Source organism: Marinomonas epiphytica (genome assembly GCF_054780655.1).
Genome location: NZ_BAAGVX010000002.1, coordinates 214,365 through 230,636 on the forward strand (window position 1 = coordinate 214,365; position 16,272 = coordinate 230,636).

Consider the following 16,272-nt stretch of genomic DNA (forward strand, 5'->3'; position numbering starts at 1 on the left):
CCTAGAAACTAATCACCAATAACTTGATCACGCCCCAATCGCTTGGCTTCATACAAATGACCGTCCGCGATATTTAACGCTTCCTCAAAACTCTTACCCTGCAAACCACAAACACCGACGCTGCAGGTCAGATTAATTTTCGCTTCTGTATGCTCCATGTTTCTCAACGTTACCAAAAAGTTATTCAACTCTTTTAAAAGAGCATCACCAGAGCAATCAGCTATCAAGCAAAACTCTTCTCCACCAAAACGACTAGCCAAGTAATTCGGAAAAGCTGACCTCATTGTGTTAGCAAATGATTCAAGGAGCATATCTCCAACCACATGACCATAGGCATCATTTTTTGACTTAAAATGATCAATATCCAGCATCACGACGGACGCCCCCGACTCTAGGTTAACGGATTTTCGGTAGAACTTTTCACCCTCTTCAAATAAATATCGACGGTTATATAACTTAGTTAGGGCATCTAAATTGGCCAGATCGCGAATTGTCTCAAGCATTTCCTGCGCTTCTAGGTTATGCACAACACGACAATGGAACTCTTCATGATAAAAAGGCTTTTTCAAAAAGTCGTTAGCGCCACTTTTAATAAACTTCGCAGATAAAGAACTGTCCCCCTCGGCAGAAAGGCCAATAATAACCAGATTCTGAAACCGAGAATTATACCTAAGCATACGCACCAACTCGTAGCCATTAATCAGAGGCATATTATAATCAGTGATTAGCATTTTAATGCTATCATCCGCTTCCAACTTTGCTAACGCCTCTTGACCATTTTCAGCTTCAACAACACTGAAACGATATTGCTCCAGCAGGTGACGGATAAAATGACGGCTAGTGGTGGAGTCTTCAGCCACCAACACTTTTAAACCTTGATTTTTCTTTAGCCGATCAACCACCTTAATCACATGATTAAATGAGTAGCGACTGTCTTTAGTAATGTAATCAAGCACCCCTTTATTTAACAGACTTTCTCTAAGCTGATCATTAAAGTTCCCTGTCAGAACAATACAAGGTATCTTTTTAGCCAACACAAGATCAACAACCTCGCCATTTTCAGCATCCGGTAAGTTAAGATCCACAATAGCAGCATAGAGGTCGTCGTGAACCTCTAAGGCAGATTGCGCTTCGCGGTAGCTCGAGCACAGAACAGGCTCATAATCCGCTTTTTGAGTAAGTAAATGCTTTAACACTTTAAGCACAACTGGACTATCTTCAACGACTAAAATTTTACACTTCATTACCACAAAGCCCTTAAGTCCCTCTCACTTATACCGATACAAGTTGTAACACTTTATTTTTTGCATCTTTATTTTAGAACACCCCAGTATAAAGTGATATATAATATGATAGTAAATTTACTTTTATGATAAGTCATTGACTCATTGACATATTTATCATGTTACAAAAAGCAATTGGAACTATAAATGCATTGTCGGAAGCTATGTGGTGCATGTTGTATTGCACCATCAATCACCTCAGCAATACCTGGTATGCCTAATGGCAAACCAGCCGGCATCAGGTGCGTACAATTACTTGACGATGCCCGCTGTGCGATTTTTGGCGATCCAAGACGCCCCGCCGTATGCCATGACTTCACACCTGAAGAAGCCATTTGTGGTGATACTTTTGAACAAGCGGTCGAAATTATCTCCTCGATAGAAAACATCACTACCCCAAGCATAAGGAAGTCTAAATGACCTTTTCAAAAGCGCTATCTGTAGGTATTTGCGCCGTATTTATTAGTGCTTGCTCAGCACCCAGCAAACCCGTTAGCACCTTAGTCCCTCCAAGCGAAGAACAAATTGAGAGCAGCCTAAACGAACAAGTCGCCCTTATGCTTGGTGCATTCACCCCGGTTGCCGGCCAAGCTTTACCAAACAATTCCGTTTTAGAAGCCTATCGTTTTAGAGACTACACCCCTCTCTGGATCGAAAATGAGCAAATAAACTTATCCATTTATAAACTATTAGACATTTTGGAGTCTTCTTATACCCATGGCCTGAATCCAGTTCACTATCACACTAACATCATCAAAGAATATTTAGCCATTCAAGCCCCAAGCACTCAACAACTGGCCGAAATGGATGTGATTGCCACCATCGCGCTCTCTAGCTTCGCTCACGACCTAAGCAATGGTCGCTATGAACCCCAGTTAATTGACCCAAACTGGCAGCTAGACGCTCCAAGTGAAGATTGGAAAGAATTGCTCTATCTAGACTCCGCAAACCAAATGGTCCAAGCTTTACCATCACTTGCTCCACGCGCGCCTCAGTATCAAGTTCTACAAAAGTGGCTGGTCTATTATCAGGACCTTGCAAAAAAAGAAAAAGATATCCTGGTCAGCCCTGGTGTGCCCTTAACGCAAGGTGACGAAGGACCGCGCGTTGCACAACTCAGAGCGCGTTTAGTACAGTTAGGCGACATCCGCTTTACCACTCGTAAAGTCAATGAAGAAGAGTTTGATGAGCGGCTGAAGAGTGCCTTAATAAGCTTCCAGCAGCGCCACCATTTAGAAGCTGATGGCGCAGCCGGCTCGAAAACCATTCAAATGCTTAACGTAAGCCTAGAACAAAGAAGCAAACAGATTGCGTATAACTTAGAACGTTGGCGCTGGCTTCCAAATCAGTTAGAAGCGAATCGCGCTTGGGTTGATTTAACCAATTATACGGTCGACTTACACTTAAATGGTGAACTGTCTTCTATGAAGGCAGTGATTGGTAAGCCAGAAAGAAAAACACCGGTTTTCAAAGGACTAATGACCTACATGGTGACGAATCCGACTTGGCGAGTTCCGCAACGTATTGCAAGAGAAAACATTCTCCCTAAGATTCAAAAAGACCCTAGCTACTTAACTAAGTATGGCTATAAAGTATATTCAAGTTGGAGTATTGGAGCGAAAGAAATTGACCCCACTACCATTAACTGGAAGTCAATAGAGCAACAAGACTTGGTTTATCGCTTCGAGCAGGAAGCAGATGAAAGCAATGCGTTAGGGCAATTTAAGTTCATGTTCCCAAATAAAAACGACATTTACTTGCACGACTCACCAGCCAAACACCTATTTAACGAACAAACACGCGCCTACAGCTCAGGTTGCATTCGCTTAGAAAGACCCGTTGAGTTTGCACGAGCACTGACCAAAGGCAGTAAGCAGGCCACAAAAGTAACAGAAACCATGCAAAGCCAAGTAACAACGGTCATCAGTTTACCAACTTACCTGCCTGTTTATTTGGTGTATTTAACCGTTGTACCAAACGCTAATGGCATGCTAGAATTCCGACAAGACATCTACCAAAGAGACACCTTAATGGAAGAAGCAATGGGGTATCATGCCTTTTTACCCAGTGAATCCATATAACAACCACGTCCTCTCGTTAAACAGTAATTTAACGAGAGGGCGTTAACCTTATTCAGTGATGATACAAATAGTAACCTCTTCTCTATCATGATAGAGGTGTTTTACTTGGTATTGGTAGCGTATTCCTGCTTTAGACAGCAAAGAGTGCATCAATGCCTGACAAGCGACCACCTCTTGGTAGCGCTTTTTCATAGGCAGTTTCAGGTTAAATATCGCCCTTCTCGTCCAACCTTTTGCCAACCAACTAGCCATTAACTCAGCTACTTTAATTGGCCTTTCAACCATATCGCAAACCAGCCAATCCACTGTATAAGGAGGCTCATATTTAAAACCGTCTGCTTTTTCATGATCAACCAAGCCTGTTGCCATAAGCTGAGCTTGCATAGGACCATTATCTATTGCCTTGACATGAATGCCCTTTTTCACAAATTGAAAGGTCCAACCACCTGGCGCAGCTCCCAAATCAACGGCAGTCATACCTTCAACGAGATTCGCTTCTCGGATGGACTCAGGTACAAACTGTAAAAAAGCCTCTTCCAGCTTTAAGGTTGAGCGGCTTGGTCCTGCAGAAGGAAAGCGCAAGCGTCGAATCCCCATTGGGTGTTCACTTCGACATTTTGCATAAGAAACCCCCAAATAAGCTTCCTGACCGCTTAACAAAAAAACATGATGACGAACACCAACTGCTTTTTTCCTTAGCACCCCAGATTTTTTCCAGCCTTGAAGCAGTGGTTTTTCGAACTTTTTAATCAACCCAGATAACGCTTTGGCTTCATTCGTGTCTGCCGTTTCAATCCAAACCTCTTCCGCCAAAGGTAGCTCTCGTGCCGCTTCTAGCAATGACTCGACTCGTGCACCTTGGGACAACGAAATAACATCATTAACTGCAATTATCTGACGAGCAAAAATAAGCTGATTAAAATCCAATCGATTAATTAAATTTTCACCTGCCTCTTTTTGCTCGAAGTTGTACACAACATATCCAGCGTCTGGCTGCACTTTCGCATACCCGTAAAAGCCGTGTTTTGCAGATACTTCTGTCATCTCCGCGGCGCAATCTTTTTCAAACCCTTGTCGACAATAGACCAATATGTTTTTCATAACCGACCTTAATTTACGCCTTAATCTACTAACTTTAAATCAGCCCGTTTTAACAGAAGGCCATTGTAAGGCCTCCTCATCAAACTGCTGCATTACAAATTCCCATAATTCTGCTGTGAAATACTCTCCTTCACAGGGCATATAAGAGTAGCTTTTCTTATTTCCTTGCCAATCAAATGATAATGTCATGGCGTGCAAATACCCTCTATCAGCTTGCTCCACGGCGTAACGGCTATCCCCTAATATTGGCGCCCCTATGCTTTTTAACGCCACTCTTATCTGGTGAGTTTTGCCACTAATTGGCCGCACATAAAAAACCCTAACCCCTTGATAAAAAGAAGAAAAGAACTGTGTGGTAGCATAATTTTTGCTATCTTGAGTCAACTTCCACTGGCCTCGTCTACTAGGCTGCATGCCACCAGCAATGGTACCTTGTTTCTTTCTAGGCTTGCGTTTCGACAAAGCCAGATAACGTTTTTCTACCCGTTTATCTTCAAACATAGAGCCAAATTGTGCCGCAGCTTTTGCGTGGCACGCGACCACCAACAATCCCGAAGTCATCTTGTCTAGTCGGTGAACGGGATAAAATTTGTGTTCTGGATATTGGCTAGCCAATACCTGCATTACCCCTGGCAGTTCTGATTCGTTATGAAAACTCATGCCATGAGGTTTATTAATAATCCAATAATCTTCACAACGATAGACGACAGACAACATGTCATGCATTCCCATAAAATAAAGAAAAAACCAGGTAGCCAACAAGTTTATCCACAGAGTAAGTGGACAACTCATATGTCAATAAGGAATTTTAAAATCACCTTACTTTTTATTTTTAAATGCTGTGCAAAAAACTCTAAGATACTTAAATGACAGGACATTCAGAGCTGAAGCAAGCGACCCAATTAATTAAAAAATAGCCTTAGACTCTCTATAGGAAGTCCATAAAATCTGCAGCGAATACTACAGAAAATCCGTTTCTATTCCTATGAATTAATGTTGATACAGACTTTTCTTAAGACCAAGAAAAATAAAACCACTGACTAACGACTCAATAAAAGCTTTTCAAGGCTTCACTAGAAGACAAACCTAGTAATTTTACGTATCCTTACGCCCTGACCAAAAATACAAGATTGGCACAAATATTGAAAAGCCTATTATTAATTAATTTGCTTAGCTCATCGTAGGGATAAAGATGTTTTATTTGTACGCACGGTCAAGTTTTCGAATAAAAATTTGCACTCAATAAGTGCATTTTGAATTAAGTCCATCATATTAATGATGAAAAACGGTCTGCTAGCTAGCCCAGCCTAAACTCTGAGCTCGCTGGCCAAAAAAAGAGATCAAACGGTGTCACAAGATTCTAAAAGCCCTCATCCCATCGCTCGGCTTGAACTGAACAATTTAACAAAACAATACCCAGGCTGCCTCGCCAACGACCGCATTAGCTTATCTTTAATGCCGGGTGAAATTCACGCATTACTGGGTGAAAACGGCGCAGGTAAAAGTACTTTAGTAAAGTCCATTTATGGCGTGGTATCACCCGATAGTGGCGACATAATCTGGAACGGTAAACATGTAGAGATCAAGTCTCCTTCTATTGCCCGCGACCTAGGAATAGGAATGGTGTTTCAACACTTTTCGTTATTCGAAACTCTTACTGTCAGCCAAAACATTGAGCTTTGTCTTAATTCAAAACAACTCCAAGAAATTGGCGATCTACCTGCCAAAATCCAGCAATTATCTAATGCTTACGGACTCGATGTAGACCCTGCTAGATATGTCCACTCTTTATCTATTGGTGAAAGACAACGGGTGGAAATCATGCGCTGCCTCGTTCAGTCCGTTAAATTACTTATTTTAGATGAGCCAACATCCGTATTAACCCCACAAGAAGTCGCAGGACTCTTTAAAGTATTAAATACACTGGCATCTGAAGACTGTAGTATTTTATTCATTAGCCATAAACTTCATGAAGTAACGGAAATTTGCCAGCGAGCCACTATTCTAAGGGGCGGACGTGTCGTCGATACTTGCTCGCCTAGCAAAGAGACACCAGCCTCTATTGCTAAAATGATGGTTGGTGACCTTGCAGAACAAGACGCAGGTTATTCCAAAAAAGAAAGTGAAGACGTTGCTTTTCAAATTAATGATCTCTCACTAGCGGCTAAGCAAGCTTTTGGCACCAGTTTAAAAAACATCAACCTAGAGCTTAGGGCGGGTGAAATTTTAGGTATTGCTGGGGTTGCGGGTAACGGGCAAGACGAGCTGATGGCCGTAATCAGCGGTGAAGATAACCGCAAACTGAACAATGTAATGCAACTTGGTGATCTTCAAATTGGCCACTTGTCTGCAGGTGATAGACGAAAGCTAGGCATGGCTTACGTGCCAGAAGAACGCCTAGGCCGTGGCGCCGTGCCCGACATGAGCCTAACCGAAAACACCTTACTCACTCATAGCCGTGGCTTTATAAAAAAAGGCTTGGTGCAGTGGGGAGCGTTAAAAGATTATGCCAACAAACTTATTCAAGACTATAAAGTAAAGTGCCATGGTGAATTCTCTGAAGCAAAAAGCCTAAGTGGCGGTAACTTGCAAAAGTTTATTATGGGGCGAGAAATCGGCCAAAACCCTAAAGTACTTATCTGTGCTCACCCTACATGGGGCGTTGATGTAGGAGCTGCCTTAACTATTCACCAGGCTTTACTAGAGCTTCGTGATCAAGGCGCAGCGATACTACTGGTGTCTGAAGACATAGATGAATTGTTCTTATTGGCCGATCGCATGTCGGCTGTTTGTGATGGTTATTTATCCCCGATTGTGAAAACAAATGACACCAATATTGACCAAATCGGCCAGTGGATGGCCGGGACCTTTATTGAGAATCAAGAATCTACACAGGAGAGCGCAGCATGATTCGCATTCAAGCTCGTACTGAACCGAGCCAAATCATGACTTATGCATCTCCCTTACTGGCGATTTGTTTTACCCTAATTTTTGGCATCATTTTGTTTAATGCTTTGGGTAAAGACCCTCTTCAGGCGATGCACTTGCTCCTTATCGCGCCATTATCTGACGCTTATAATATCAGTGAGATGCTTGTGAAAATGGGGCCACTATTGTTATGTGCTGTCGGCCTCTCACTTTGTTATCGAGCTAACATGTGGAACATAGGGGCAGAAGGTCAGCTGCTAGCCGGAGCATTAGGTGGCTCTGCTGTGGCTCTATATTTTATCGAGTCAGAGTTTTTCTTAGCATTACCCATTACGTTATTCGCTGGTATTCTGTCTGGCATGCTGTGGTCGGCAATCCCAACCTATTTAAAATTACGTTTCAACTCTAACCTAATTTTAACCACCATCATGTTTAACTACATCGCCTTGTATTTATTGATATGGGCCGTTAATGGCCCACTCCGCGACCCTGATGGCTATGGTTTCCCAGAGTCGGCTATTTTTTCTGATCACACCTTACTACCAACGCTAATGGACAGTGGTCGCGTTCACTTGGGGGTTATATTGGCTCTATTGAGCGCCTTAGTGGCTTGGTTCATCCTAAGTAAAAGTCACTTAGGCTTTCAAATAAGAGTCTTTGGGGCCGATGAACCCGCTGCTCGCTATGCCGGTTTCAGCGGCAAGAAAATCAGCTGGTGTGTCATGCTTTTTGCTGGCGCACTAGCCGGATTAGCGGGTGTAAGTGAAGTAACAGGGCCTATTGGGCAACTCGTGCCAAATGTGTCCCCAGGGTACGGTTACTCAGCCATAATCGTTGCTTACTTAGGACGCTTACACCCAATAGGTGCCATTGTCGCCAGTGTATTTTTAGCCGTCTTATATATGGGCGGAGACCTAGCGCAGATCGAAATGGGCATCCCTATTGCCGTTATTGGCATGTTCCAAGGTGTCTTGCTGTTTTTCCTGTTAGCTTGCGACTTCTTTATTCGCAACCGCCTCACCCTCAACCAAACTAACGCATCTTAGGAGACGACTGTGGACGCAGATCTCATTGTACAAATTTTATTTGCCGCCATAAAAACAGGCACTCCTTTGCTTTTTATTGCTCTTGGGGAGGTAATTTGTGAAAAATCAGGCATTTTAAACTTAGGCCAAGAAGGCATGATGCTAATGGGTGCAGTAGTAGGTTTTTTAGCGGCCTACACAACGGGTAATGCCGGACTAGGTGTCATTGGTGCAATGGCAATGGGCAGTATTATGAGTTTAATTTTTGCCGTTCTCGTATTGCAACTGGGCGCAAATCAAGTCGCAACAGGCTTAGCTCTTACCATTTTTGGAACAGGGTTAAGTGCATTTATTGGCTCTGGTGTGGTTGGTCAAACTATTCAAGGCTTCCAACCTATTGCCATCCCTGCTCTATCGGATATCCCCTATTTAGGTAAAATTTTATTCCAGCACGACGCCATTGTGTATTTGTCTTTCATTCTTACGGCCCTTATCGCCTATGTGGCCAATAAAACTCGGGTTGGACTTGTTTTGAAAGCTGTTGGGGAAAACCCTCATGCAGCCAATGCGATCGGTATCAAGGTACTTAGAGTGCGCTACCTAGCCATTATGTTTGGTGGCAGCATGGCTGGATTAGCAGGCGCTTATATGTCATTGGTTTACACCCCCATGTGGGTTGAGAACATGACCGCAGGTCGTGGTTGGATTGCCTTAGCACTGGTTGTTTTTGCATCTTGGCGAATTGGAAATATTATGCTTGGAGCCTATTTATTTGGCTTCGCTAGCATTATGCACTTGGTGTTACAAGGTATCGGCTGGTCTATCTCACCGAATTTACTGGCTATGCTACCTTATGTTTCTACCGTACTGGTTATGGTTATTATCAGTGCTGATCAATTTAAAGAAAAGCTACTTGCCCCTAGGTCACTTGGAAAACCTTTTGACCCAAGACAAATGGCTTAACGTTAGTTTTACCATCAACGCCTCCGGGCACAAAGGAGCAATATATGAAATTGAAAAGCTTTTTACTTGGTCTTGGACTACTTGCAGGAGCAAGTGCCGTGCAAGCCGACGACCCTTTCAAAGTTGGCTTTGTTTATGTTGGCCCAGTAGGCGACCTAGGATGGAGCTATGAGCATGACCGTGGCCGTCAAGAGCTTGAAGCGCATTTTGGCGATAAAGTTGAAACCACCTTTGTAGAAAACGTACCTGAAGGTGCAGATGCAGAGCGTGTTATCACACAACTGGCAAAAGCCGGTAATGACCTTATCTTCACTACTTCTTTTGGCTTTATGAACCCGACAATCAAAGTGGCAAAGCGTTTCCCTAAAACCACTTTTGAACATGCTACAGGCTACAAGCAAAGTAAAAACGTCGGTACGTATTTACTTCGCACCTATGAAGGACGTTATATTTCTGGCGTAACGGCTGGCATGATGACCAAAACGGATACCATCGGCTACATTGGCTCTTTCCCAATTCCTGAAGTTATTCGTGACATCAATGCAACCTATATGGGCGCAAAGAGCGTTAATCCTAACGTCAAGATGAAAATTGTTTGGGTTAACTCTTGGTACGACCCAGGTAAAGAAACCGATGCCGCTAATGCTCTAATGGATCAGGGTGTTGATGTCATGATGCAACATACTGATAGCCCTGCTCCTCTGATTGCTGCTGAAAAACGTGGTATCCGCGGCATCGGTCAAGCTTCCGACCAAAGTCAATTCGCCCCGAACGCACATATTTTCTCGGTTCGCGATGACTGGGCTCCTTACTACATCAAAACCACTCAGTCTGTTATGGATGGCACTTGGAAGCCACAAGACTTCTGGGGCGGCTTCGGTGAAGATATGTTGTCTTTAGCTTCTATCAATGACAATTTGCCTAGTGATGTGCGTAGCAAAATCGACACTTTACTTGCCTCTATCAAGTCTGGTGAATTCAAACCTTTCACCGGGCCAATTAAAGACAACAAAGGTAACCTAGTCGTTGCTGACGGTTACTCTTTAAACGATCAAGAATTAGCTAAAATCAACTGGTATGTTGAAGGCATCACTGACGAAGTGCCTCGCTAATTTTTTACACCCTCTTGTATAGGCAGAGACGCCTCTGCCTATACAGCCTATAACTCCAACACTCTCACTCTACTGCTATACTTCTTGTATCTTCTATATAAGGGCAACTCTATGGAAAACACCACATCTTTAACCAAACTTGCCTTCAACATGCCTAAAACTGAATTACATCTGCACATTGAAGGCACATTTGAGCCAGAGCAAATGTTTGCAATTGCGCAACGCAACCAGGTTGCTTTAACCTACCAATCAATAGAAGAGCTCAAAAGCGCTTATCAGTTCAGCCAGTTACAAGATTTTTTAGATCTCTACTATCAAGGCATGTCGGTCTTACTGCACGAACAAGACTTTTATGACCTCACTATGGCTTATTTATCCAAGGTACATGATGAAAATGTTGTCCACGTAGAAATCTTTTTTGACCCCCAAGGACATACAGCGAGAGGTGTGGGTTTTGAGACTCAGATTAGGGGCATTCACCGTGCTTTAGAAGATGCCCAAAGTAAGTGGAACATGACATTTAAGCTGATTATGTCTTTCTTGCGCCATTTGAGTGAAGAAAGCGCCTTTGACACTCTTGAGTCAGCCAAGCCATTCCTGCATTTAATTGATGGAGTTGGCCTAGATAGCTCAGAGGTTGGCCACCCTCCAGAAAAATTCTTACGGGTTTTTGCTGCCTGTAAAGCCTTAGGATTAAAAGTCACCGCACACGCAGGTGAAGAAGGACCACCAGACTATGTTTGGCAAGCAATTGATCAGATTCAAGTAGATCGTATTGACCATGGCAACCGCGCACTTGAAGATCAGGAGCTCATTAACGCAATACTAAATAAAGAGCTAACTTTAACTGTCTGCCCTTTATCCAATTTAAAGTTATGTGTGGTTGATACCATGCAAGACCATCCTATCAGACGAATGCTCTCACTAGGGTTACAGGCAACCGTTAATTCAGATGACCCAGCCTATTTTGGCGGCTATATGAACGCCAACTATCAAGCCCTTATCGAAGGTGCTCAAATTACCAAAGATGAGCTTTACCAACTAGCTCAAAACGGTATCAAAGGTAGTTGGATGACAGAAACAGACAAACAAAAGCACCTCACAACTTTGCAGCGCCTATTCGCAACATCTTAAAATGTAATCAGCCCGCAAAAGCGGCATTCTTGTGCTAGAATGTCGCTTTTTAGAATGAGTCGAACCAATGACAATCGCAGATTCCGCTAATGATACTTTTTTTCGCTTAACCAGTGCTGAACGCTATGACAGACTGACTCGGCACATCAAGCAAGGTCGAAGTATTTGGACATTGGCCGATGAACAAGGTTGCTTGATCGTCGACCTAGGGAAAGACAAAGTCTTACCTGTTTGGCTCAATGAAGAGCAGGCTAAGAGCTGGGCGATTAAAGAGTATGATGCTTTTAACCCACTTGAAATAAAAGCCTGTGATTGGCTAGAAAAATGGCTGACAGGTATGAACAAGGACGGCTTCAGTGTGGGTGCTGCGCCAAATTTAGCAGGTGAAGGTATTGTTGCAAGTGCTGAAGAGCATTTGTTAGACCTACAAAAGTAACGTTAGCCATTAAAAATAGCACTGCCGTTGCTGTTAAATCACAACGTGATTCTAACTCTGCCGCCCTTGAGGCATGGCATGACGGCAAGTTACTTTACCTTTATCAAGCCTGAGCACCAAACCAATTCAGCCTAATACACTATAGGAAGTACAATGGAAATAGCGGCCCTAAATACGCTGACTAGTCATGTCTTCAATCAGCTTTCATCACCACTAAAAAATACGGTGAGGCTCTTCCATGGTAGAGGAAAGTGTTTTAAAGGGCTTGAACATATCACGGTAGATAACTTGAATGGCCATCTAATGGTGAGTCTTTATACGAACACCGAAGCTGATTTTCTTAACACACTTAAAGCACAGCTACTCTCTTGGACTAGCCTGCCAGTTTTTCAAAACCATAATTTTCAATCTATCCTAGTACAGCATAGATACCAAACACACAGTCCAACTGAATGCATTTGGGGAGTGCAAGAAGAATATACTCTCGCGATCGAAGAAGGCTTGTTTTATAAATTAGACCTGATGAAGAATCAGAACACTGGGCTTTTCTTAGACATGAGGTTTGGCCGTAACTGGGTAAAAGAAAACAGCGCAGGTAAAAATGTGTTAAATCTTTTTGCCTATACATGCGGTTTTTCCGTTGCCGCTATGGCTGGAAAAGCAAAACAAGTGATTAATTTTGATATGGCAAAAGGAGCACTCAATCGAGGCAGAGAAAACCACCGCCTCAACCAAATAGACACCTCAAAGGTGCATTTTTTTGCCCATGACATTCTAAAATCTTGGGGGAAAATTCGTAAATACGGATCGTATGACTTAATAATCATTGACCCGCCCACCTTTCAGAAAGGCAGTTTCGCCATCACGAAAGACTACCAAAAGATTTTACGACGTCTACCCGACCTTCTAAAAATGAATGGTCAAGTATTAGCGTGCGTGAATGATCCTAACCTTGATAGTCAGTTTCTTATCAGCGCTATGTTAGAAGCCGCCCCGAAGCTTAAGTACCAATTTCGACTTGATAACCCACCAGAGTTTCAGGACATTCACTCTGAAAGTGGCTTAAAGGCTTTGATTTTCCAAAACTGCGACTCTTAGTTACTACCACGTTCAGATATGGGCTCCAGCCAGGAAAGAATTTTTCTCTCAAAGCCCACAGGATCAATCGGCTTTGAGATAAAATCATTCATGCCTGCTGCAATACAAGCCTCTTTATCTCCAGCCATATTACCCGCTGTCATTGCGATGATAGTAAGATTTTTCAAACCCTCGCCCGCCTGCCCAGATCTAATTACTTCCGTGGCTTCAAATCCATTCATTACAGGCATTTGACAATCCATCAACACCAAGTCTAAATTGTTTACTCCCTGTTCTTTGACAAAGCTCACAGCTTCTTCGCCATTTTTTGCAAGATAAATATTAATTGGAAGTTTTTCAAGTAAGCCTTGAGCGACCACTCGGTTAATCTCATTATCATCAACGACCAAGACGTTAAATTGGTTTTCTTCAACCTGATCTGCAGTTTCTATAACTTCATGATTTATTTCGACAGGCATAGAAGCATGCAAATTCCGATACGCATTTAGAAGCTCTAAAGGTAAAATCGGAGGAATAATATGAATACAAGTATTGCTCGGGTCTAACCATACTTTTTCACTTTCTTCTCCTGTACACACCAATAGTACCTTACATTTCATTTTGCCCAATTGTTCGCGATGCCATGCTGCAAAGTGCTCATCCAACAAAGAGTTCTGAACAATTATAAAATCAGGTAATTCTTCTTCTTTTAACTTATATAGACAGTTAACATCCTTACAAAGTCCCAACTGCGCATTCCAAGCCTGAATCTGATCTTTAAGAATCTCTGTGTAAATTTCATCTTCTAACAGTAATAAGCACCTATAGCCCAACAAAAGAGGGCCGAGCGCTTTAAAATCTGAGTGAGGATCTTTATCAGACTGGAAAGAGAGCGTGAACGTACTTCCTTCTCCTTCAGAGCTGGTAACTTTAATATCACCGCCCAGTAAACTCGCTAACTGTTTACTTATTGATAGGCCTAAACCAGTTCCACCGAAATTCTTGGCAATAGAAGAGTTAGCTTGGGTAAAAGGTTTAAACAGTCGCTTTTGTTGTTCTTCACTAATACCAATTCCAGAATCGGTAATAGCAATATCTATCATTATTTTATTATCATTATTCAAACTTGCATTTGACTCAATTTTAATAAGAACATGGCCTTTATCGGTAAATTTAAGTGCATTACCTAACAGGTTGATAAGGATTTGTTTGACTCTATAATCGTCTGAAATAACATTCTCAAAGCGAACATTACGACAGTCCAAATATAACTCTAAGCCTTTCTCCTGAGCTTTTAGGGACATGCTGGACACAACTGAGCTAACACTCTCGATTAAGTTAATCGGCTCCACCTCAATATCAAGTTTACCCGATTCAATCTTAGTAAGGTCTAACAAATCATTAATCAGTACTGTCAAGGTAGCAACACTGTCAGCCGCCATTCTGACATAGCCAGACTGTTTGCTTGATAACCGCTCTCTAGACAACAACTCAAGCATGCCGCCTATACCATTTAAAGGCGTTCTAATTTCATGACTGATGTTCGCTACAAATGCACTTTTCGTTTGATTAGCATTCATTGCCTCTTGAGTAGCGAGCTCCAACTGTCTAGTACGATCCTCTACTTGACGCTCTAATGTATCGTTAATGGCCTCAATTTTTTGCTGATTAATGCGACTCTCTGTTATATCTCGAATAAGAGCCGCAACAGAAGGTGGAATAGATACGTTTCTTGGCACAACAGGAGACAAACTCACACTTAAAACTTGTAATTTTCCAGTATTGGATTCTGTTTCTACTTCCATATTAACCGGCCGATTATTCTTTATAATGGAATCAACCAATTCGACGGAAAATGGCGTATCGCTATTCTTTACTCTTATAATGTCTTCTATATTTTTACGTTTGGCCTGCATCTCATTCATGCCAAACATATAAGATGCAGAATCATTCCAGTTGATCACTCTTCCTAGGCGATCAATACTCACTATTGCATCAGATGAGCCTGAGATAATCGCTTCATAACGGGAATTCCCCTCATGAAGAGACATGATACGAGTAAGATACCTTTGATAAGCAATTATAACCCCTACTATCACAGCAAAAAGTGCTGCAATCAGTATCACGATAAGGTTTCTTTGGTCAGCCCATATTGCTTTAAGTTCAGAGTTAGATAGGCTAGATATAAAATAAATTTTACGGCCATCTTTCTGGGACAAGGAATAGTCGCTAGCCACGACGATAGCGTCTTTTCCATTAATTTGGACAGGGGTTGCCACAGCATGCTCTGGCAAAGAAGCACTTTGGGTGTAGTCGAACCAGTTGTAATCACTATGGCCAAGATCAAAGCCAAATTCTATTTCTCGGTTAGGTGCAACTAAAAAGTAACCGTCATCATCTATGACATAGAGTTTAGCGGGCGAAGGCACATACTGGCGCCCTAGAATTTCAAAGTAACTCTCAGCTCTTAGGTTAATAATCACAAAGCCAAAGAAACGATATTCATCATCAAAAACTGGTTTAGCTATTCTCAAGGTTGGCCAAATTGGCGTCTCTATTTCTCCATATTCTCTGTTTAGGGAAACATTTGATTGATAATCTTGATTAGGGTTTAATTTTTCAATAGCTTTGAAATAGTCGGTGTCTTTTTTTTCCTGAAGCAGCTCCTCAGGCACGGCGCTAATCTGCCCAGCTCTTCGCTCCACGCGCACTAATTCTCGGCCATTGTTTGCTCTTCCAATAAAACGAATTTGCTGAATATCAGGATTGCTCTGTAAAAAGGCCAGAAAAGATGTTGTCATACTTGCCTTCCAAAGAGCTTGGCTTATCCCATCTTTCGGGTCGACACCTTCGTTTTCAATCGCTCTTCTCAATCCTTCAACTGAAGGGATGCCATGTAAGAAGCCGACTTTATTTCTAGCCTCTGACACCCTTTGGGTAAAAATTCGCTGTGTCGTTTCATTAAGAACCAGCAAACGTTCAACCTGCTGTTCGCTTATTCTCTTTTCAAAGTAATAGGAAAAACCCGCGTAACAAAGCACACAACAAACAAACGCCACAACTATACCACTTGTTGGTATAAGCTTTTTATCAATGCCTTTTGACTTCACTTTTTTCAGCATGTTTATTCGC

Annotated in this window: 13 protein-coding genes; 9 read left to right on the forward strand and 4 right to left on the reverse strand. The window is 42.3% G+C overall.

Annotation, left to right across the window (positions count from 1 at the left end; translation table 11 throughout):
- Positions 1-8 precede the first annotated feature (8 nt).
- The gene (locus ACYVGZ_RS01530) at positions 9-1,244 is read right to left on the reverse strand and encodes a GGDEF domain-containing response regulator (RefSeq protein ID WP_460750191.1); all 1,236 of its coding nucleotides are present in this window, start codon (positions 1,242-1,244) and stop codon (positions 9-11) included.
- A 186-nt stretch (positions 1,245-1,430) separates the two neighbouring features.
- Between ACYVGZ_RS01530 and ACYVGZ_RS01535 the strand changes: the two genes are divergently transcribed.
- Both ACYVGZ_RS01535 and ACYVGZ_RS01540 read left to right on the forward strand, forming a co-directional pair.
- Positions 1,431-1,703 carry a YkgJ family cysteine cluster protein gene (locus ACYVGZ_RS01535; RefSeq protein ID WP_460750195.1) on the forward strand — a complete coding sequence of 91 codons (273 nt, stop codon included), beginning with the start codon at positions 1,431-1,433 and terminating at the stop codon, positions 1,701-1,703.
- Positions 1,700-3,364: a L,D-transpeptidase family protein gene (locus ACYVGZ_RS01540; protein WP_460750198.1), complete on the forward strand. Its 1,665-nt coding sequence runs from the start codon at positions 1,700-1,702 to the stop codon at positions 3,362-3,364. The genes ACYVGZ_RS01535 and ACYVGZ_RS01540 overlap by 4 nt, the downstream gene beginning before the upstream one ends.
- Before the next feature lie 48 nt (positions 3,365-3,412).
- On the opposite strand, the gene rlmM is transcribed toward ACYVGZ_RS01540, so the two are convergent.
- Both rlmM and ACYVGZ_RS01550 read right to left on the reverse strand, forming a co-directional pair.
- Entirely contained in the window at positions 3,413-4,465 is a 1,053-nt protein-coding gene (gene rlmM / locus ACYVGZ_RS01545) for a 23S rRNA (cytidine(2498)-2'-O)-methyltransferase RlmM (RefSeq protein WP_460750201.1), read from the reverse strand.
- Between the two features lie 39 nt (positions 4,466-4,504).
- The gene (locus ACYVGZ_RS01550; protein WP_460750204.1) at positions 4,505-5,182 is read right to left on the reverse strand and encodes a TIGR01621 family pseudouridine synthase; all 678 of its coding nucleotides are present in this window, start codon (positions 5,180-5,182) and stop codon (positions 4,505-4,507) included.
- Positions 5,183-5,812: 630 nt separating this feature from the next.
- On the opposite strand from ACYVGZ_RS01550, the gene ACYVGZ_RS01555 reads away from it, so the two are divergent.
- The 7 genes from ACYVGZ_RS01555 to ACYVGZ_RS01585 all read left to right on the forward strand — a co-directional run bounded on the left by ACYVGZ_RS01555 (position 5,813) and on the right by ACYVGZ_RS01585 (position 13,161).
- Positions 5,813-7,375: an ABC transporter ATP-binding protein gene (locus ACYVGZ_RS01555; RefSeq protein ID WP_460750207.1), complete on the forward strand. Its 1,563-nt coding sequence runs from the start codon at positions 5,813-5,815 to the stop codon at positions 7,373-7,375.
- A complete protein-coding gene (locus ACYVGZ_RS01560; protein WP_460750210.1) occupies positions 7,372-8,439 on the forward strand; it encodes an ABC transporter permease in 1,068 nt (355 codons plus the stop codon). Before ACYVGZ_RS01555 ends, ACYVGZ_RS01560 begins: the two co-directional genes overlap by 4 nt.
- A 9-nt stretch (positions 8,440-8,448) precedes the next feature.
- Positions 8,449-9,381 (forward strand): ABC transporter permease, encoded by a 933-nt coding sequence (locus tag ACYVGZ_RS01565; RefSeq protein WP_460750213.1) that lies wholly within the window; start codon positions 8,449-8,451, stop codon positions 9,379-9,381.
- Between the two features lie 44 nt (positions 9,382-9,425).
- Positions 9,426-10,493, forward strand: a complete 1,068-nt coding sequence (locus tag ACYVGZ_RS01570) for a BMP family ABC transporter substrate-binding protein (protein WP_460750215.1) — start codon at positions 9,426-9,428, stop codon at positions 10,491-10,493.
- A gap of 111 nt (positions 10,494-10,604) precedes the next feature.
- Positions 10,605-11,627, forward strand: coding sequence for an adenosine deaminase (locus ACYVGZ_RS01575; RefSeq protein ID WP_460750218.1), 1,023 nt, complete (start codon positions 10,605-10,607; stop codon positions 11,625-11,627).
- 67 nt (positions 11,628-11,694) lie between these two features.
- The gene (locus tag ACYVGZ_RS01580; protein ID WP_460750220.1) at positions 11,695-12,063 is read left to right on the forward strand and encodes a DUF2750 domain-containing protein; all 369 of its coding nucleotides are present in this window, start codon (positions 11,695-11,697) and stop codon (positions 12,061-12,063) included.
- 153 nt (positions 12,064-12,216) lie between these two features.
- Complete coding sequence (locus ACYVGZ_RS01585; RefSeq protein WP_460750223.1) at positions 12,217-13,161, forward strand: class I SAM-dependent methyltransferase; 945 nt, start codon at positions 12,217-12,219, stop codon at positions 13,159-13,161.
- Here ACYVGZ_RS01585 and ACYVGZ_RS01590 read toward each other — a convergent pair.
- Positions 13,158-16,262: an ATP-binding protein gene (locus tag ACYVGZ_RS01590; RefSeq protein WP_460750226.1), complete on the reverse strand. Its 3,105-nt coding sequence runs from the start codon at positions 16,260-16,262 to the stop codon at positions 13,158-13,160. The genes ACYVGZ_RS01585 and ACYVGZ_RS01590 overlap by 4 nt on opposite strands.
- Positions 16,263-16,272: the final 10 nt, after the last annotated feature.